Source organism: Zwartia hollandica, assembly GCF_019923725.1.
GTDB classification, from domain to species: domain Bacteria; phylum Pseudomonadota; class Gammaproteobacteria; order Burkholderiales; family Burkholderiaceae_B; genus Zwartia; species Zwartia hollandica.
Genome location: NZ_JAHXRI010000006.1, coordinates 110,738 through 130,349, shown reverse-complemented (window position 1 = coordinate 130,349; position 19,612 = coordinate 110,738). Strand labels below are relative to the sequence as shown.

General features: G+C 53.5%; 15 protein-coding genes and 1 riboswitch. Of the genes, 3 read left to right on the top strand and 12 right to left on the bottom strand.

Features of this window, described 5'->3' with window-relative positions; all coding sequences use genetic code 11:
• Positions 1–18: 18 nt before the first annotated feature.
• Together KZZ10_RS03860 and KZZ10_RS03855 are read right to left on the bottom strand one after the other, a co-directional pair.
• A complete protein-coding gene (locus KZZ10_RS03860) occupies positions 19–849 on the bottom strand; it encodes an ABC transporter substrate-binding protein (protein WP_259660191.1) in 831 nt (276 codons plus the stop codon).
• A 46-nt stretch (positions 850–895) separates the two neighbouring features.
• Positions 896–2,821 carry a TonB-dependent receptor domain-containing protein gene (locus KZZ10_RS03855; RefSeq protein WP_259660190.1) on the bottom strand — a complete coding sequence of 642 codons (1,926 nt, stop codon included), beginning with the start codon at positions 2,819–2,821 and terminating at the stop codon, positions 896–898.
• A 69-nt stretch (positions 2,822–2,890) separates the two neighbouring features.
• Positions 2,891–3,053, bottom strand: a riboswitch (cobalamin riboswitch).
• A 118-nt stretch (positions 3,054–3,171) separates the two neighbouring features.
• On the opposite strand from KZZ10_RS03855, the gene metH reads away from it, so the two are divergent.
• Entirely contained in the window at positions 3,172–6,945 is a 3,774-nt protein-coding gene (gene metH, locus KZZ10_RS03850) for a methionine synthase (protein ID WP_259660189.1), read from the top strand.
• Between the two features lie 6 nt (positions 6,946–6,951).
• Here metH and KZZ10_RS03845 read toward each other — a convergent pair whose 3' ends face one another.
• From KZZ10_RS03845 to rplU, 6 genes are all read right to left on the bottom strand, one after another.
• The gene (locus KZZ10_RS03845; protein WP_259660188.1) at positions 6,952–8,046 is read right to left on the bottom strand and encodes an acyltransferase family protein; all 1,095 of its coding nucleotides are present in this window, start codon (positions 8,044–8,046) and stop codon (positions 6,952–6,954) included.
• Between the two features lie 21 nt (positions 8,047–8,067).
• The gene (thiC, locus tag KZZ10_RS03840) at positions 8,068–9,981 is read right to left on the bottom strand and encodes a phosphomethylpyrimidine synthase ThiC (protein WP_259660187.1); all 1,914 of its coding nucleotides are present in this window, start codon (positions 9,979–9,981) and stop codon (positions 8,068–8,070) included.
• A 193-nt stretch (positions 9,982–10,174) separates the two neighbouring features.
• Positions 10,175–11,314: a glutamate 5-kinase gene (proB, locus tag KZZ10_RS03835; RefSeq protein ID WP_259660186.1), complete on the bottom strand. Its 1,140-nt coding sequence runs from the start codon at positions 11,312–11,314 to the stop codon at positions 10,175–10,177.
• 15 nt (positions 11,315–11,329) lie between these two features.
• Positions 11,330–12,451, bottom strand: coding sequence for a GTPase ObgE (obgE, locus tag KZZ10_RS03830; RefSeq protein WP_259660185.1), 1,122 nt, complete (start codon positions 12,449–12,451; stop codon positions 11,330–11,332).
• Between the two features lie 65 nt (positions 12,452–12,516).
• Positions 12,517–12,777, bottom strand: coding sequence for a 50S ribosomal protein L27 (gene rpmA, locus KZZ10_RS03825; RefSeq protein ID WP_259660184.1), 261 nt, complete (start codon positions 12,775–12,777; stop codon positions 12,517–12,519).
• A gap of 42 nt (positions 12,778–12,819) precedes the next feature.
• Positions 12,820–13,131, bottom strand: a complete 312-nt coding sequence (rplU, locus tag KZZ10_RS03820; protein ID WP_259660183.1) for a 50S ribosomal protein L21 — start codon at positions 13,129–13,131, stop codon at positions 12,820–12,822.
• Between the two features lie 137 nt (positions 13,132–13,268).
• Between rplU and KZZ10_RS03815 the strand changes: the two genes are divergently transcribed.
• On the top strand, positions 13,269–14,195 hold the full coding sequence (locus tag KZZ10_RS03815; protein WP_259660985.1) for a polyprenyl synthetase family protein: 927 nt from the start codon (positions 13,269–13,271) through the stop codon (positions 14,193–14,195).
• On the opposite strand, the gene KZZ10_RS03810 is transcribed toward KZZ10_RS03815, so the two are convergent.
• The 4 genes from KZZ10_RS03810 to KZZ10_RS03795 all read right to left on the bottom strand — a co-directional run bounded on the left by KZZ10_RS03810 (position 14,192) and on the right by KZZ10_RS03795 (position 18,083).
• On the bottom strand, positions 14,192–15,001 hold the full coding sequence (locus KZZ10_RS03810) for an alpha/beta fold hydrolase (RefSeq protein WP_259660182.1): 810 nt from the start codon (positions 14,999–15,001) through the stop codon (positions 14,192–14,194). The genes KZZ10_RS03815 and KZZ10_RS03810 overlap by 4 nt on opposite strands.
• 9 nt (positions 15,002–15,010) lie before the next feature.
• Complete coding sequence (locus KZZ10_RS03805; RefSeq protein ID WP_259660181.1) at positions 15,011–15,979, bottom strand: Bug family tripartite tricarboxylate transporter substrate binding protein; 969 nt, start codon at positions 15,977–15,979, stop codon at positions 15,011–15,013.
• Positions 15,980–16,117: 138 nt separating this feature from the next.
• Positions 16,118–17,011, bottom strand: coding sequence for a transporter (locus tag KZZ10_RS03800; RefSeq protein WP_259660180.1), 894 nt, complete (start codon positions 17,009–17,011; stop codon positions 16,118–16,120).
• 52 nt (positions 17,012–17,063) lie between these two features.
• Positions 17,064–18,083: a histone deacetylase family protein gene (locus KZZ10_RS03795; protein WP_259660179.1), complete on the bottom strand. Its 1,020-nt coding sequence runs from the start codon at positions 18,081–18,083 to the stop codon at positions 17,064–17,066.
• Positions 18,084–18,284: 201 nt separating this feature from the next.
• Between KZZ10_RS03795 and KZZ10_RS03790 the strand changes: the two genes are divergently transcribed.
• Positions 18,285–19,562 (top strand): ABC transporter substrate-binding protein, encoded by a 1,278-nt coding sequence (locus tag KZZ10_RS03790; RefSeq protein ID WP_259660178.1) that lies wholly within the window; start codon positions 18,285–18,287, stop codon positions 19,560–19,562.
• The last annotated feature ends 50 nt before the right edge of the window (positions 19,563–19,612 follow it).

Here is a 19,612-nt window from a genome sequence, read left to right as displayed (position 1 = left end):
TTAAATTGAGAGCAAGCCCTATTTTCGAACTTGTTGGAGCAGGGTGCAAATCGACTCTGCAGCTTCTATTAAGCGTGGCCCAGGTCTAAATAGGATATCAGCGTTCATCATATACACATGTCCGGCTTGTGCCGCGGGCAAGCCATTTTTTTTCCAATAATCCCTTGCTTCCGAGTCTTGTTGCGGCGCTGTCCCCGCCTCCGGGCGGCCCACCAGAATAACCATCGGCGCACGCGCCAGTACGCCCTCCGGGCTGATTAAGGGCGCCGGAGCATTAGCATTGGCAAAAACGTTTTCTGCGCCACATAGGCTGAGCACGGCTGATAACAGGTTGTTGCGATTCAGTGAGTATCGCGCAGGATGGCCGACCTGCAGAAACACCTTGATCGGCGCAGACGGTGGTGGGCGCAAAAGCGCCTCAAGACGTTGGCTAAGCAGGCGTGCTTGATCGTTTGCTAAGCCTGAGGTGCCGAGCAGCTGCCCGAGCCGGACAATATTGTCACTCACGCTCGCCAGGGTTGTCGGTGCGCTGAGGAAAAACGGTATGTTCAGTCCCTTGAGCGCTTCGTATTGCGAGGGCAGCCAGCCGATGATTAAGTCTGGTGCGTACGCAGCCACTCGCTCTGGATCTGGTGCCACGCCATCGCCGACGCGAGGTAACGCAAGCGCTTGCGGTGGGTAGTTACTGGGCGTGACGGTCGCGACAATTTGTTTACCACCCCCCGCTGCAAACACGAGCTCTGTGGCATGCGGGCTGAGCGTCACGACACGACGTGCAGGTTTTTCCAAGACGACGTTGCGGCCGCTGTCGTCGCGCACCACGATCTCCGCCCAGGCCTGAGTTCCCATCAGAAGGCTACAGGCAAGACAAAGAGCGAGGCGGCACAACATACCCTTACATCCTGAGTGCTAGGTTGACAAACACGTTGGAGCCCGGCGTGTTGTAGCCTTGCACCAAGGTGTATTGTTGACCGAACACATTGTTCCAGCGCAGCTGCACCTCTGCGTGATCCGAGACCGGATAGCTTGCCGCGAGGTTCAAAAGATTGAAGCCGGCCAAGGTGTCGCCCGAGAAGGAGTCGCGCCGGGCGCTGGTGGCATAGAACTCCGCCGTTAGGCGGGCGCGCCCAATCGATTGATCCACTGCGAGCTTTAATACCTGCTGAGCCCGTTGTGGCAGCAGCTCCCCGGTGTCTGCGTTACGCGGATCAAGCCAGTCGAAACTACCGCGTACGAGGGTTGACGCCCCCAGCCGCTGGTTGCCCGTTAGCGTCACACCCTGAATAGTTGCCCGCCCGATATTGGTCGGCATATAAGGCGAATAGGGGTCGGCTGCGATACTGGGCTGGTTCAGGATCAGATTGGATATTTCGTTGCGATAGACCGTGAGTCCGAGTTGGGTCTTGTCTGTGGTGTACCGCAACCCCGCTTCGATGTTGCGCGATTTTTCAGGCTGCAGCAGAGGATTGCCCATAAAAAACGGGGTCACTGGCCAATAGAGCTCGTTGAAGTTCGGCGCCCGAAAACCGGTATTTGCCCCCACGCTTGCGCGCCAATTTTTTGATAACTCAAGACCATATGTCAGACTGCCTGTGACGAAGTTTCCATACTGGGAGTTGTTATCCGTGCGTACACTGCCTTGAACCGATTGGGGTCCCCAGTTACCGCGATAGATGGCTAGTAGCGAGTTGGTGTAGCGCGAGGTCTGCTGGTAGTTTACGAAGGCAGGCGCCATGTAATCGCCATTGGAGAGCGTCCCGTCCACGCTTTGCTCAAGTCGCTCATAGGCCAGGCTGACGATTTGGGTCGGTGAAAACTTCAAATCGTTTTGCCAGACATATTGGTTTTGGCGTGTTTTGAAGTACTGCGTGCCATCCAGCGCACTTGCTGTGGCGCCGATCGTTTTATAGTCGTCGACAGAGAAGCCGGCACGCAGTGTGCTGGTCCAAAGTGACGAGATGACATTACGACTGGTCAGCATATTGCTGCTCAGGGTCTGTACGCCACGGTCGTTAAAAAAAGGCATGCCCATGTCGTAGCCGCCGTTTACCGTCGACTGGAAGGTCTGCAGCGTTAGCGTTTGGCCAGGCTTATAGGTGTAGCCCAGTGTGCCCCCTACGTTGCTACGGTAATACGAGTCTTTGTCAGGGTTGTAATAGTAGGCGGTGCTGCGGTTGGTATTGAAGCCCCCGCTTTGGCCATAGCCGCCGTACAAGCTATACACCCAGCCATCTGCAGCGCCAGAGAAGCCCGCATCATATTGGGTGGTGGCATAGCTGCCGACACCAGCATTGGCATAGGCCGAAAACGGCCTATCTTGCTCGCCACGCGTAATGACGTTAATGACGCCACCAATCGCATCCGCGCCGTAAAGGCTGCTACTTGTGCCTCGCACGACTTCGATACGCTCTACGCTATTAAGCGGAATCGCGTTGATCGAAGGCAAGCCATTTGTGGCGTTATTAATCCGAAGCCCATCGATCAGGACCAACGATTGATTGCTATTTGTACCCCGAATATTCAGGGTATTTAAGGTCTGGGGACCGCCGTAGTTGACCGTTTCAATACTGTGCTGCCTGATCAGCGCATCACCTAGCGTGCCGTTTGGCAAATTGTCCAGGTTTTCACGGCTGATTACACTATTGTCTCCAAGCGTGTTACCTAAAGGCTCAGGCGTTCGCGCTGGGGTGACAACGATTGTGGATAGCTGAGGAATTTGTGAAGCAGGGGTAGGGCTCAGGCCAGTGCTTTGAGCAAAAACGCCCGTTGCGGCTGCCCAAAGGGCGGCACCGGCAGATAGCCGGAAAAAGGGATGCTGCATAAGAACCTCGTTTAAGGCGTGCGTCCCCGCACGACCAATCCGTAAAAGAAATCTCGGAGATAAGTCCGAAAATTTCCGCTTGAGGTGGCCGGTATCGGGCTGGCCTTGAACAAAAAGCGAGGTGTCCAAGATTGACCGTTGCGGGGGCAGCACAGGCACAACCGTCAAAAAAGACGTATTTCCCTGTTTCCCGTTTAACTTTCCCAATGCGACCAATTTGCTTGTGGCAATAGGGTCTTTGCATCGAAAGCACCAACTCTGTTGTCAATGTAGCACGCCCCTGTTTTTGGTACGATGTAGGGTTGGCTGCCTTAGGGTTATTCGCCAATTTCCTTTTTTGCAAGACAACCATGCCCTATCCAAAACTGCCCTATCCGATTGAAAGCTACACCCGTGGTGCAGAGTTCGCTCGTGCGCTGGGTCAGCGCATGATGATTTTGGATGGCGCGATGGGCACGATGATTCAGCGCTACAAATTGTCTGAGGCAGATTTTCGTGGCCCGCGATTTGCCGAGCATGGCAAAGACGTAAAAGGCAACAATGAGCTCTTGACGCTCACCCGTCCAGACGTGATCCGCGAAGTGCACGAGAGCTATCTGGCTGCCGGCGCAGATGTCATCGAAACCAATACGTTTGGTGCGACGACGATTGCGCAAGGCGATTACGACCTAGCCGAACTCGCGTATGAACTCAACCTTGAGTCCGCACGCATCGCGCGTCAGGCTTGCGATAAATTCAGTACGTCTAACCAACCACGTTTCGTCGCGGGTGCCTTGGGCCCACAACCTAAAACAGCATCGATCTCACCAGACGTCAACGATCCGGGTGCGCGTAACGTCACGTTTGATGAATTACGCATCGCCTATGCCGAGCAGCTCAATGGCTTGTTGGATGGTGGAATCGATTTGGTCTTGATCGAAACGGTTTTTGACACGCTTAATGCGAAGGCTGCAATTTTTGCAGTTGAGGAAGTTTTCGAAGCGCGCGGTGAGCGACTGCCGGTGATGATTTCCGGTACGGTGACCGATGCCTCTGGTCGTATTTTGTCGGGCCAGACAGTAGAAGGGTTCTGGAACTCTGTGCGACATGCTCGTCCGATTACGATCGGATTGAACTGCGCACTGGGCGCGGCCCTGATGCGCCCATACATTGCCGAGCTCTCCAAGATTTGCGACACCTACGTGTGTGTATACCCGAACGCAGGTCTGCCTAATCCGATGAGTGAGACGGGCTTCGATGAAACCCCTGCAGATACGTCGAGTTTGCTCGAGGAGTTCGCACGCGCCGGCTTTGTCAACATGGTCGGGGGCTGTTGCGGAACGACTCCCGAGCATATTGCCGCAATTGAAGCCAAAGTGCGCGTGTTACCGATTCGTACCGTTCCGGATATCGCAGTTAAAACTCGTCTCTCCGGCCTCGAAGCCTTAAACATTGATGACGCCACACTGTTTGTTAACGTGGGTGAGCGCACCAACGTGACCGGCAGCAAAATGTTTGCACGCCTCATTCGCGAAGAGAAGTATGACGAAGCGGTTGCGGTCGCGCGCCAACAAGTCGAGAGTGGTGCGCAGATTATCGACATCAACATGGATGAAGCCATGTTGGATTCGGTGGCTTGCATGCACAGGTTTCTCAATCTGATTGCGTCTGAGCCAGACATTGCACGTGTGCCTGTCATGATCGACAGCTCGAAGTGGTCGGTGATTGAAACGGGTCTCAAGTGTGTGCAAGGTAAGTCGATCGTTAACTCGATTTCGCTGAAAGAGGGCGAAGAGCCGTTTCTGAAGCAGGCGCACCTTTGTCGCCGCTATGGTGCCGCCGCGGTTGTGATGGCCTTTGACGAAAAAGGTCAGGCCGATACACTTGAGCGACGTAAAGAAATTTGTACTCGCGCGTACCGTCTACTAGTCGATGTCGTTGGCTTTCCCCCAGAAGATATTATTTTTGATCCAAACGTTTTTGCGATTGCAACAGGCATTGACGAGCATAACCATTACGCGGTTGATTTCATCGAATCCACGAAATGGATTCGTACTTCGTTACCACATGCACGCATTTCGGGGGGGGTATCAAACGTAAGCTTTTCCTTCCGCGGCAATGAGCCAATGCGCGAAGCGATCCACACGGTCTTCCTGTATTACGCGATCCGTGAAGGCATGACGATGGGTATCGTCAACGCCGGCCAGCTCGGCGTGTATGCGGAACTGCCTCCCGCATTACGTGATCTCGTAGAAGACGTGGTGCTCGATCGCGCGCAGCCTGTTGGGCAAACTGACCCAACCGACACGCGCACACCGACTGAGCGCTTGGTTGCTTTTGCCGATTCTGTAAAGGGCTCAGGCGCCAAGCGTGAAGAAGACCTCACTTGGCGGCAGCAGGCTGTTGAAAAACGACTCGCGCATGCGATGGTCCATGGCATCACGCAATTCATCCTTGAGGACACCGAAGAGATTCGTCAGCAAATCGCTGACCGCGGCGGCCGACCCATTGAGGTCATCGAAGGCCCGTTGATGGACGGCATGAATATCGTCGGCGATTTGTTTGGCGAAGGCAAAATGTTCTTGCCGCAGGTCGTCAAGTCTGCCCGGGTGATGAAGCAAGCCGTTGGACACTTGGTGCCTTTCATTGAAGAAGAGAAAAAATTAATTGCTGCAGCCGGAGGCGATGTCCGTGCCAAGGGCAAAATCGTGATCGCAACCGTGAAGGGCGACGTGCACGATATTGGGAAAAACATTGTGACAGTTGTGCTTCAGTGTAATAACTTTGAAGTCATCAATATGGGTGTCATGGTGCCTGCAGCGGAGATTCTGGCGCGTGCCAAGGCCGAGAAGGCAGATGTCATTGGTTTGTCTGGACTGATTACGCCCAGTCTTGAAGAAATGGCTTATGTCGCAAGCGAGATGCAGCGCGATGAGTACTTCCGTAGCCGCAAGATACCGCTCATGATTGGCGGAGCGACGACGAGTCGTGTACACACGGCCGTGAAGATCGCCCCCCATTACGAAGGCCCTGTTATTTATGTTCCGGACGCTAGTCGCTCTGTGGGCGTTGCGCAGAACCTTGTGTCAGAGACGGCGAACACCTATCTCGAAGAGTTGGCCGTTGAATACGAAGACGTGCGCCGCCGCCATGCAAATCGGCAGGCAGCACCTTTGATGTCAATGACGGATGCACGTGCGGCCAAGCCAGCGTTTGATTGGTCTACGTATCAACCGCCACGGCCCAAGTTCATTGGGAGACGGACGTTTAAGAATTTTGATTTAGCTGAGCTTGCACGATTTATTGACTGGACGCCGTTCTTTCAAACCTGGAGTTTGTTTGGTCAATTCCCCGCCATTCTCGATGACCATGTGGTTGGTGAACAGGCTCGCAAAGTCCACCAGGACGGACAGGCAATGCTCAAGCGCATGATTGATGGACGCTGGTTAACTGCGAATGGTGTGGTTTCCTTCTATCCGGCCAATACCATTAATGATGACGATATCGAGATTTATCAAGACGAAACGCGCGAGAAGGTGTTGTTTACTTGGCGCGGCTTGCGCCAACAAGGCATCAAGCGCGAGGGCGTTGAAAACAAATGCTTGGCTGATTTCATCGCACCCAAGTCTTCGGGCGTGATGGACTACATCGGCTTATTTGCCGTCACCGCAGGCATTGGCGTTGACAAAAAAGAAAAAGAGTTTGAGCGTGCAAATGATGACTACTCGTCCATCATGTTCAAGTCGTTAGCGGATCGCATGGCCGAGGCTTTTGCTGAGGCACTGCATGCCCGCGTACGTCAAGATTTGTGGGGTTATGCGGCGAACGAAGCGTTGACAAATGAGCAGATGATTAAGGAACAGTATGTGGGTATTCGGCCAGCGCCAGGCTATCCCGCATGTCCCGAGCATGTCGTCAAGCGTGAAATGTTCGAAGTCTTAGACGGTGCAGATATCGGCATGATGCTGACGGAAAGTTACGCCATGCATCCCGCTGCGAGTGTGTCAGGCTTTTATTTTAGCCATCCGCAGTCACAGTACTTTAGCGTTGGTCCGATCGGCGAGGATCAGGTTGAGGATTACGTGAAGCGTTCCGGGCGCACTGAGAAAGACGTCAAACGCACGTTAGCGCCCAACTTAGGCTAACTGGCCTTAGGCCGATCGCTCAAGCACCAAGGTGAGGGCGACTGCTGTCACTAAAATTCCTGTCTGTATGTTCAGACCTAACGCGTTGTTGCGCGTTTCGACCAGGCGATACAGTAAGGCGCCCGCCGCTAAAGATAGGCCGACCGCGACAACGATACCCGCCGCATTGATCCAGAGGCCCGTTGGAAACCAGAGACTCCACAGCGCATTGATGCCAATGCAAATGCCGTAGTGAATTAAAAAAATTGAGTAAGAGCGCTCGCCTAGCCAATTTAAAGCGGGGTGATCACCCCAATGCTCGAGTCTACCGCGCAGATCGGCAAGCGCTAGCAGCAAGGCCGTGATCGTGGCGGTCGCGACCGCTTTGCGAAACTCCAGCCATAACGCCACCACACCAAGCAGCGCGATTAATGCCAACCCATACCGGCCTAAGCGTGTGTGTGCTGTCCAATACGCTAATACGCCCAAGCCGTAATAACCAAAGAAAAATGGTGCGTAAGCCTCGAGGGCGTCATTGCGGTTCAGCACCCAAAGAGAAAAGGCCGCAAGCGCAATAATGACCAGTGGGTAAACGCGTTGCAGACTCGCAGGCATTCGCCAGCACAGCGCGGTAAAACCTGCCGTCAACGCAAACAGTTGAAAATCAATCGCGACATACCAAACTCCTGCCGAGAGCGCTTCCAAGCCAATCAAGTCATAAAGTAAAAAAACGTGCGCAAGTAATTGACCAAAGGTCGGTGCAGCCGACAGCGAGTCATGGATAAACCAGGGGCGCACCAGAGCCGTAATGAGCGCTGCGAGTGTCACGGCAAACACAAAGGGGGTAATAAGCCGCTTGTAGCGTTTCCAAATGAGCGCGGATGCTACGACTGCGGTAGGCGCAGCCCGAGGCGCCATTTGTGCGGCAACAAAATAGCCGCCAAAGACAAAAAACATTTGGACTGCGAGCTTGCCGTAGATAATCAGTGCTTCGATCAGTTTTGGATACTGAGCACCGATCACTTCAGACATCGGTCCATACACCGCTAGGTGGTGGATGACAATGACCAGACAGCCAACGCCCTTTGCGGCGTTGACGAGAGACAGTCTGGTCGTTGACATCAGTAGATCTCGCTTGCTCAGTTAGGTCTTGTGATAGATCTCTGAGCCCTTCTTTACAAACTCAATGGCTTTCTCCTGCATGCCGGCCTTGAGTGCTGCATCGTTCGCTAAGCCTTGCTTCTGGGCATAGTCACGTACGTCTTGCGTGATTTTCATACTGCAGAAATGTGGACCGCACATCGAACAGAAGTGCGCCACTTTCATGGAGTCCTTGGGTAAGGTCTCGTCATGAAAATCTTTTGCTGTATCGGGATCGAGCCCTAAGTTGAACTGATCATCCCAGCGGAATTCAAAACGCGCCTTGGATAGCGCATTGTCACGAATCGCCGCGCCTGGGTGGCCCTTGGCTAAGTCTGCCGCATGCGCAGCAATCTTGTATGTGATGATCCCGTCCTTCACGTCCTTTTTGTTTGGCAGGCCCAGGTGTTCCTTGGGTGTGACATAACAAAGCATGGCCGTACCGTACCAGCCAATCAGCGCAGCACCGATACCCGACGTGATGTGATCGTAGCCCGGCGCGATATCGGTTGTCAGCGGTCCCAGGGTGTAGAAGGGCGCCTCATCGCAGTGCTTGAGCTGCATTTCCATGTTTTCTTTGATCAGTTGCATCGGCACGTGACCTGGGCCTTCGATCATGACTTGCACATCGTGCTTCCAAGCCACCTTGGTCAGTTCACCCAGCGTCTTCAGCTCTGCAAACTGTGCTTCGTCGTTCGCATCGAAGCCTGACCCAGGGCGCAAGCCATCGCCAAGCGAGAAGCTCACGTCATACGCCTTCATGATTTCGCAAATTTCTTCGAAACGCTCGTACAAGAAGCTTTCTTTATGATGTGCCAGACACCACTTCGCCATGATCGAGCCGCCGCGTGACACGATGCCTGTCATACGGTCTGCAGTCATAGGAATAAAGGGCAGACGCACACCTGCGTGAATTGTGAAATAGTCCACGCCTTGCTCGGCTTGTTCGATCAGCGTATCGCGGAAGATCTCCCACGTCAGGTCTTCGGCCTTGCCGTCAACTTTTTCGAGCGCCTGATAGATTGGCACTGTGCCAATCGGCACGGGTGAGTTACGAATAATCCACTCGCGCGTTTCGTGAATATGTTTGCCTGTCGACAGGTCCATCACGGTGTCGCCACCCCAACGAATCGACCAGGTCATTTTTTCAACTTCTTCGGCAATCCCAGAGCTCACCGCGGAGTTACCAATGTTTGCATTGATCTTGACTAAGAAGTTACGCCCGATTGCCATCGGTTCAACTTCAGGGTGATTGATGTTCGCAGGGATGATTGCGCGGCCGCGTGCGATTTCATCGCGCACGAACTCGGGTGTAATTAGGTGAGGAATCGACGCACCAAAGGACTCGCCGGGATGCTGGCGCAGCATACGCTTGGCCATTTTCTCGCCTTCAGGACCCGTCGCACGTACACTTTCAATGTATTGCTCGCGGCGCAGATTTTCGCGAATCGCTACAAATTCCATTTCGGGAGTAATGATTCCCCTGCGAGCGTAATGCATTTGCGACACGTTGGCGCCGGCCTTTGCACGACGTGGGTGGCGGCGCAAATCAAAGCGCATCGCAGTTAGTTTGGGATCGGTGAGGCGCTCTTGGCCATAAACGCTGCTGGGGCCCGCAAGCAACTCTGTGTCGCCGCGCTCGTCTATCCAGACGCGGCGTAGTTCTGGAAGCCCTCGACGAATGTCTATTTTTACGCTGGGATCCGTGTAGGGACCACTTGTGTCATACACAGTGAGCGGGGGATTTTTTTCTCCACCAAAGGAGGTAGCGGTATCTTCTTGTTCAATCTCGCGAAACGGAACACGAATATCCGGGCGTGAGCCAGTCTCGTAAATTTTGCGTGACTTGGGTAAGGGCGCAACCGCGGCCGCATCTACTTCGGCGGTGGCAGCTAAAAATTTTGGGTTGGCATTCATAGAATCGCTCCAAATAATTGATTGGAGCCGAATCGGGATCTCTTCCAGGGATGCTGGAAGGCGCTCCCAGCATCGGCATTATCCGTACTGGTACGAAGGGACTCTCTCAACCTGGCGACTTGCCAAGTACCCCCGCATAATGGTGCAAAGTATAGGGCTTCTTGCTTCGTTTAGGAGGGGAAGCCCTTCTAACTCAGTCAAGAATGATCAGATTGTCGCGGTGCATGAGTTCGGTTTCTGACACACTACCAAGAATGTCAGCGATTTTGGTCGAGGGCTGACCCATGATCCGGCGTGCATCCGAGGCGGAGTAATTGACCAAGCCTCTTGCACATTCCTTACCGCTTGGATCAATACAAGCGACGACGTCACCGGGTTCAAACTCACCTCTGACCTCTTTCACCCCGATTGGCAAAAGGCTTTTGCCTTCCTCAATGAGAGCACGCGTCGCGCCTGCGTCTAGAACAAGCTGCCCACGCATTCTCAGGTGGTCGGCCATCCATTGTTTTCGAGCGGATAGCACGGGAAGCTCGGCGCGAAGCTCTGAGCCAATGCATTCGCCAGCGGCCAAGCGAACCATCACGTCTTGCTCGCGTCCTGAAGCGATTACCGTGTGTGCTCCACTACGTGCAGCGCGCTTTGCCGCGAGAATTTTGGTGAGCATGCCACCTTTGCCTATCCCAGAACCCGTGCCGCCGGCCATGGCTTCTAGGCTTAAATCGCCCGCGCACGCGTGGGCCACAAACTTTGCGGCGGGATTTTTCCGAGGGTCCGACTCGTAGAGCCCGCGTTGATCGGTCAGGATAATGAGGGCATCCGCCTCGATTAGGTTTGTAACGAGTGCACCAAGAGTGTCGTTATCACCAACAGCGATTTCATCGGTCGCAACGGTATCGTTTTCATTGACGATGGGCACAACGCCGAGTCGTAATAACGCGAAAAGGGTCGAGCGTGCGTTGAGATAGCGCTGGCGATCAGCGAGGTCTTCGTGCGTAAGCAGAATTTGTGCCGTGCGCAGATTGTGCTTGGCAAAGGCTACTTCGTACGCTTGTGCCAAACCCATTTGGCCAACAGCGGCCGCTGCTTGTAACTCGTGCATCGAGGTTGGACGCTTGTCCCAACCGAGGCGGGCCATGCCCTCTGCGATAGCGCCGCTTGAGACAAGGACGACTTGCTTGCCTTGCTGTCGCAAAGCCGCGATTTGCCCGGCCCAGTGTGCCACCGCTTCTCGATCCAAACCTTTGCCATCATTCGTCACAAGTGAAGACCCCACCTTGGACACGATGCGTGAGGCGGAGGCGATGACAGAGACTTGCGGGGCGGAGGCGGTCATGGCTGGTGACGGTGTTTAGTCAGTGTTGGGGGCTGGCCCGTCGCTACGGGTTTCGTCAAAGCGCGGATCCTCAGCGACATAGGTGCCGTCTGCTTTATCCTCTGCGATGTTGTCTTCTTGACGATAAGCGTCAATAGCGTCCTGCAGATCCCAAATCAGTTGCTGCGTGCCATCGCCAGAAAGGGCAGATATGGCATAGACCGGGCCTTTCCACTTGTATTCTTTGCAGAAGCGTTTTTTGACTTCTTCGGGGTTTGGCACCATGTCCAGCTTATTCAGGACAAGCCAGCGAGGCTTGTTATAGAGGGTCTCGTCATACAGACGCAACTCTTCTACGATGGCGCGTGCCTCGCCTACTGCGCGTGCAACGGCATCCTCATCGGGATCATGCGAAGAAACATCGACAATGTGCAACAAAATCCGCGTGCGTGACAAATGCCGCAAGAAAAGATGGCCAAGACCTGCGCCTTCAGAAGCGCCTTCGATCAGGCCTGGAATGTCTGCAACAACAAAGCTGCGGGACTCAGAGGTTCTGACAACGCCAAGGTTTGGGTGCAGAGTCGTAAAGGGGTAATCGGCAATCTTTGGTCTTGCATTCGATATGCGACTAATTAACGTGGACTTGCCGGCATTGGGCATGCCTAGCAAGCCGACGTCCGCCAGAACTTTGAGCTCCATTCGCAAGCGCCGTTGTTCGCCTTCTTTGCCAGGGGTCCATTGCTTTGGAGCACGGTTCACGCTGGACTTAAAGTGCACATTACCGAGGCCGCCAGCGCCGCCAGCAGCCAGCACAACCTTTTGGCCGTGACGCGTCATGTCAAAGAGCTCTTCGCCTGTCTCCGCGTCAAAGATAATGGTCCCGACAGGTACGCGCAGTGTGATGTCATCAGCTGCCGCGCCATATTGGTCCGCGCCGCGTCCGTGCTCTCCGTTGCGGCCTACATGTTTGCGGGCATAGCGGAAGTCAATCAAGGTATTGATGTTGCGATCAGCGGTGGCTAAGACGCTACCGCCTTTGCCGCCATCGCCACCATCGGGTCCACCCTTAGGGATGAATTTTTCGCGGCGAAAGCTGTGCGAGCCATTGCCACCTTTTCCGGCAATGACTTCGATGGTGGCTTCGTCGACAAATTTCATAGGTGGATACCGTTAAATAAAAAGCCCTGCCGCGTGCGACAGGGCTTTAAGGACTGGCTCGCGGACTACTCTGCCGCGATAATCGACACGGTCGATTTGCTCAGTTTGCCTTTGACTGCAAACTTAACGTGACCGTCGGTTAACGCATAAAGAGTGTGATCCTTGCCGATACCGACATTGGTACCTGGGTGGAACGTTGTACCGCGCTGACGCACGATAATTGAACCGGCCGGGATCAGTTCGCCGCCATAGGCTTTAACGCCTAGACGCTTCGATTCTGAGTCGCGACCGTTGCGGGTAGAGCCCCCGCCTTTTTTCTGTGCCATGCTTTACTCCTGGTGCTGTCCGTGATTCGATGAAATCGGCAATTAAGCCTTGATTTCACCAATAAGAATCTCGGTGTAGTTTTGACGGTGGCCCTGATGCTTCTGATAGTGCTTGCGACGACGCATCTTGAAGATCGTGACCTTGGCGTGGCGTCCTTGCGCAAGAACTGTAGCTTTAACCACTGCGCCAGCCACAAGCGGGGTGCCAATCTTTAATTGGTCGCCTTCGCCTACGGATAACACCTGGTCTAGCGTAATCTCTTGCCCAATGTCTGCCGGTATCTGTTCTATTTTAAGTTTTTCGCCAGTAGCAATGCGATACTGCTTGCCACCAGTTTTTACGACCGCGTACATGGGTTAACCTCTTGTTTTAGTGCAAATGGAATCTCGGCAAAACGCCGAGCCAGACATAATAGCGTCTAACCACTTGAAAGTCAAAAGAAAGTCTCGTGCATAAGCTCTCAAATCTGCTGGCCCCCGTGGCTCAGGACATGGCTGCTGTTGATGCCGTGATCCGCTCCCGCCTCAATTCTGAGGTCGTGCTGATCCGTACGATCGGTGATTACATCATCGGTGCCGGCGGTAAGCGCATGCGTCCAGCCCTGGTCCTGCTGGTGGCCCAGGCCTTGGGATACCGGGGGGATCATCAGCATTTGATGGCTGCCGTGGTCGAATTCATACACACAGCAACCCTGTTGCATGACGACGTAGTCGACGAATCCGCCTTGAGGCGAGGCCGGAGCACAGCCAATGCGGTGTTTGGGAATGCTGCGAGTGTCTTAGTGGGCGACTACCTGTATTCCCGTGCTTTTGAGATGATGGTCGATGTCGACGACATGCGGATTATGCAGATTATGTCTTGTGCAACGACTGTGATCGCCGAGGGTGAAGTCCTTCAATTGCTCAATGTGCATGATCCGGACGTATCCGAGGCACGTTATTTACAGGTGGTGCGGTTTAAAACGGCTAAGCTTTTTGAAGCGGCTGCAGAGGCCGGCGCCGTCTTGGCTGGGGCAACACCGGCGCAACGCGATGCCGCAGCCGCTTACGGCCGGCACATTGGAACCGCATTTCAACTTGTAGACGATGTGCTTGACTACAGCGGAGAGGTGGGCGCTTTGGGTAAAAACGTGGGCGATGATCTGCGGGAAGGCAAGCCAACCCTTCCTTTGATTCGCGTCATGGAAGTTGGTACTTACTTGCAGAAAGAGCTTGTTAGAAAGGCGATTGAGAAAGGCGAGGCCGACTTTGATGCGGTTGCGCAAGCGATCCATGATACCGGTGCGCTTGAGCATGCTCAGCGCAGTGCAGTAGCCGAGGCCGATATGGCCAGACAGGCCTTGAATGCCTTTCCTGACTCCGACGCTAAATCTTCCTTGCTTTCTTTTTGTACGTTTGCGACCGATCGAGATCGTTAGCCCTTACAAGGGTGGCGCGCTAAAAAACTTCTCAGATCAGCCACGCAGCGGTCCGCCAAATACTCACAAATGCTGTGGCGTTCCCCCTCATACACTAAGACTTCCCCTTGGCGCAGATTGGTGCGCATCGGCTGGTATACGTCAGCTGCACCGATACGACCAGCCCCAGGGACAACAACCAGCGTTGGACACTGTATTTTGTGCAACTGATCTCCCCACTCCTGCGTCGCCATGTACTCGATGAAGCGCGCAATGAAGGGTATGTCGTTGCGACCTAGTGCATCAAGAAACTCCTCAGCCTGCGGAGTGCCGTGAAGGTGGGGCGGGAAGCGGTCATCGATGGTGTTGGCTAGGAATTGCCTCAAGCCAAACTTCTCGACCATGGGCAGCCAAGTTAATGCCTGGCTGTTTCTTAGGCCAGGTGCGGACCCAAAAAGTGCCAGAGTTTTGATCCGCGAGGGATGCTGCATGGCCAAATGTTGCCCGACATAACCCCCAGCTGAGTTTCCAACGAAGTGAGTTGCCTCAACCCCTAGATGATCTAGAAGCGCAATGACGTCATCCACTAAAGTGGACATATTCAAGGTCTGACTCTGCGCCGGCACTTCAGACTGGCCATGGCCGCGCATGTCCATTCTCACAACACGATAGTCACGGCAAAGGGCTGGAACCCATGGGCGAAACCGCTGTGCGTTGGCCATCGCGCCATGCAGCATAAAGATGACCGGGGCGTTCGCCCACGAGTCGGTAAAGTCGTCTACGAAGAAATTAAGTTTTAATCCTTCGCGCTCAAACGAATGTTGCACGCAATCCTCTCAATTCACTTGTATGCCGGCACTCTTGATGACGGTGCCCCAGCTGTTAATCATGGAAGAAATTTGTGCATCATGCTGACTTGGCGAGTTGCCAATCAAACTAAGTCCCAGCTCCCCGGCACGCTTGATGACTGCAGGATCGCGCAGAGCCGTAACAAAGGCCTTGTTTAGGGTCGCGACAATGCTATCTGAGGTTTTGGCAGGAACATAAATGCCCCAATAAGAGTCCGCCTCTACCCCCTTTATTCCACGAGACAAAAACGTTGGAACGTCTGGGACTAGCGGGTTGGTCGAATCACCAGTGATCGCAAGAGCCTTGAGTCGACCCGTTTGAAGGTGTTGTAGGGCTGTTGTTGTTCCACCGAAATAGAACTGGACTTGGCCGCCGAGCAGAGCATTCATTGCTGGGGTCACACCCTGAAATGGGATGTGCTCGGCTTTGACGCCAGCCGCTCGCAAGAACATCTCTCCCGCTATGTGGGTGGAAGTGCCATAACCGCCAGAGCCAAAATTGTACTTGCCGGGATTTTGCTTAAGCAGGCTGACGAACTCCTCAACAGTATTGGCTGCCACAGAAGGATGAATCAATAGCAGCAGGGGTGCTCGTGCGAGCATCGAAACACCACGAAAATCTTTGAGCGTGTCGTAGGGAAGTTTCGGCATCAGGCTGTGATTAACCAAAATCGCTAAATCGGTACCCAAGACAGTGTATCCATCAGGTGCCGCTTGTGCGACGGCGTTTGTTCCGATCACAGATCCGCCGCCAGGGCGATTTTCGATAATCATTTGTTGATTAACTGCTTCACTGACTGGGTTTTGCAATAACCGAAGCAAAATGTCCGTTGTGCCTCCCGCGGTGTATGGAATGATTAATCGCAGTGGTCGATCCGGGTAGGTTTGTGATTGTGCCGAGCCGATCGTTAAAAATTGCAGAAAAATGCAACTAAGTATTTTTACAAGACGCATCATCTAATCCTTGTTGAAAGTATCCGTATCAATCGTCGCACCGTTCTGCGTTCTACCAACGACGTATGTATGTCAAAAGAGTACTCGTTTTTTATAAAGTTTTACAGGTCTGACATTCATTTCGAAATTCGCTGCATGCACTTAAAAACTGCGCATATACCGCAAGGCAAGCACGCGGCTTTGAGCGAAGCCGTTGAAGGTATCCATGTCGCGACCGTACTGCAAGGAAAATCTGCCGATATCGGTGTAGGCCAGAAGGCTCAGCAGGAATCTTTGCGTTTTTATTTCATTATTCTGTGAGAGGCCGTTTATCGAGGTACTGCCGCCGTTGATATAAAAATAGCTGGCGCCCGCGGTGAAGGTTTGGTTGATTTTATAGATTGGCCCTAACTGTAGCGTTGTAAGGGGCTTTTGGTTCAGTGTGGCGTTTGTCGCAGAAGCGCACGCCGCCGCGCAACCGCTGTTTGCTCCAAACCAACGCGTGTCAACCGCGATCATGCCATCTAAATTGCCCGCAATCGGTGTTTGAAAGGCCAATTGCAGTTCAAGACGGTAGCGGTTTTCCCCAACGTTAAACACTCGATCGTTTGCGTAATTGCCGGTCGGTAACGTTAAGAAACCCATCATGCCGAAGTAGGTGCGCGTATTTCGGTTTGCATAGGGCCATATCGCAGTCGCAAGCGAGATGTCAGCTACTCCGCTTGCGCCACGCAGGTTTGAGAGTGAACCACCAAGCTGCAGGTCACTGTAGGGCACTTGAACGAGTGAGACCGCAGGCAGGCCGAATAACGAATAGCTTCTGGATAAACGTAGGATGGCGCTGTTGTTCTCAATAAGAGGGTTTCGTAGTGCTGGTGTGGAGACGGCCGAGCCGTTCCGATAGAGTGTGCCGTTCTCGGTGCCGTAGTATGAAAGCATCGCGAACGTCTTGTCGGGTATGGGCGCGACAGCATCGTTGGGCTGAAGGTCTATTGCCCTGCATAATGCGGGAATAAAAACGGATACGAACAAGATCGCTTTACACATGGTTTGCATAGCTAATCGAATCCTTTCGCCTCGATCCGTTAATCGTAATTCACTTTGACACTCACCGCTGCAAGAAACCCTTAAAAAAAGTTGTGGTGTTCACTGCTAACGTATCAAAGTGGTACCCACCCTCTTGCACAATCACGGTGGGAAGTGAAAGTTCGGCGATTTGCGTGCCGAGCTTGCCAAAGCCCTCTGTCGTGACCGCAACTTTCGATTGCGGATCATCTTTGTAGACGTCAAACCCTAGCGAGAACACCAACGCATCGGGATTGAATGCTCGCAGTGCAGCAAGGGCGCGAGAGACGTTATCAAAAAAGATCTCTTCAGAGGCGCCATGCGGCATAGGCAAGTTCAGGTTAAAGCCTTCGCCTTTCGCTACGCCTGTTTCATCGTCAAATCCCGCCGTAGCTGGATAAAAATTTGTAGGATCGCCATGAACAGAAATATAAAAAATGTCATCGCGGGCATAGAAAATTTCTTGAATCCCTTGCCCGTGATGCATGTCGGTATCAAGGATGACAACGCGCTTGTATTTCTCTCGCAGCAGTTCAGCGGCAATCGCGGCGTTATTGATATAACAAAACCCGCCTGCAGCGTCTTTGCGCGTGTGATGTCCGGGTGGGCGGCAGAGCGCATAGGCACTCGAGTCGCCAGAGAGGACGGCTTGGGTTGCTGCTATCGCGGACTGAGCGCCCCAGTAGGCAGCTGTCCATGTGTGTTCACCGACAGCGGCGCTGCCATCGGCTAAATAGCGACCGGCCTCGGCCAAGATTCCACGCAATGCATTAGGCTCGCGCACAAAGACATTGGGAATCACCTCGTCACCCCAGTCTTGTCCAACCTCCTTCCAACGCGCATGCGCAGTTTGCAAGAATTGCAGGTACTTGGGATCGTGAACCGCAAGCAGAGGGGCCATTCCCGCATCGACAGGCTGCGTCACAGGCAGACCAAGTTCGGCTAAGCCCTTTAAGATCTGAATCGATCTCTCAGGCACTTCTTGTGGCACACGCATTTTCCCACGTGAAAAATATGTGGTGGGATGATGGAGTTGCTGATTGGGATGGAAAAACGATTTCATCAGAATACCTAGCGGGAGTTTGGAACATATGTGGGATCAAGCGCATCTACGCTCGATCATACCGAGTCGTCAAAACCATGTCGATGGTCAGGTAAAACGAGACTTGCAACCTTCGCAAGCCTGTTGTCTACTTAGGGCACCCAAGAGTGTGAGGTCAATGCCTCGTATCGCTCAGGCTTAAAAATAAAAAGGAGACTAATAATGAATTTCAGAAAATCGGTTTTGGCAGCACTTTTTACGGGAGCTTTTGCAGTTAGTGCGCAGGCACAGGCCCCTGCGGAGGTAAAGCTGGGCCTAGTGACCATCCTTTCTGGCCCTGCTGCCTCGCCCTTTGGTGTGCCTGCCCGGAACGCCGCCGAGTTAATGCTGGAACAATTCAACGCCGGTACTGCGCCAGCCCCCTACAACAAAAAAGGGTTTGGTGGAAGCGTTGTTAAGGCGCAATTAATTGATGAAGCAGGAACAACCACGAGCGTTGTAACCGAATACCGCAACCTGGTTCAGCGCGACAAGGTGGACTTGATCGTTGGTTATATTTCAAGCGGCAACTGTTTGGCTATCACCCCGGTTGCTGAAGAGCTTAAAACAGTCACTCTCCTTTTCGATTGCGGTACCCCCCGCATTTTTGAAGACGGCAAAAAGAACTACGTCTTCCGTGCAGTGAACCATGCGACTGCGGATAGCGTTGGTCTGGTTCGCTACCTGAAGGCAAAAAAGCCTGACGTCAAAACATTCAGCGGTATTAACCAAAATTACGCTTGGGGTCAGGACTCTTGGAACGACTTTGAAGCGGCGATGAAGCAGCTCTATCCTCAGTCTGCCGTAAAAACTTCACAAATGCCTAAGTTGTTTGCTGGTCAGTACAGTGCAGAGGTTTCGGCACTGATGGGTAGCAAGTCTGAAGTGGTGCATACCAGCTTCTGGGGCGGCGATCTCGAGGCGTTTATTCTGCAGTCTGTGCCACGCGGGCTCTTTAAAAACAGTGAGGTAGCACTGATCGCCGGTGAAACCGCCATGTTCCGCTTGGCTAGCAAGATTCCTGATGGCACGATTATCGGTGCGCGCGGACCGTACGGCGTTTTTGCACCAGATACACCGCTGAACAAGTGGTTTAGAGACGCGTTTATCGATCGCTATAACGTTGCGCCCAATTACACGGCCTACCAAATGGCTCACTCGATCATGGCTGCCAAGCTCGCGTACGAGAAAGCCATGGACGCGAACGGCGGCAAGAAGCCCAGTACAGAACAGCTCGCGGCAGGGTTGCGTGGCCTGACGTATGAAGGCCCAGGTGGCGTACATAAGCTTGCTCTAAACAATGGGCATCAGGCGATTTCCGAAACCGCATACGGCCGCACTAAGCTTGTTAACGGTCAAATGACAATCGTTGACATGATGCGCTTCCCAGCCGAGCAAGTGATGCCGCCCGATGGCGTCAAGAGCGCTGACTGGATCGCCGGTGGGATGAAGGCCAAATAAGTCTGCATTGTGATTTAACCTTCAAAGGCTAGGACGGTGTCAATGACACC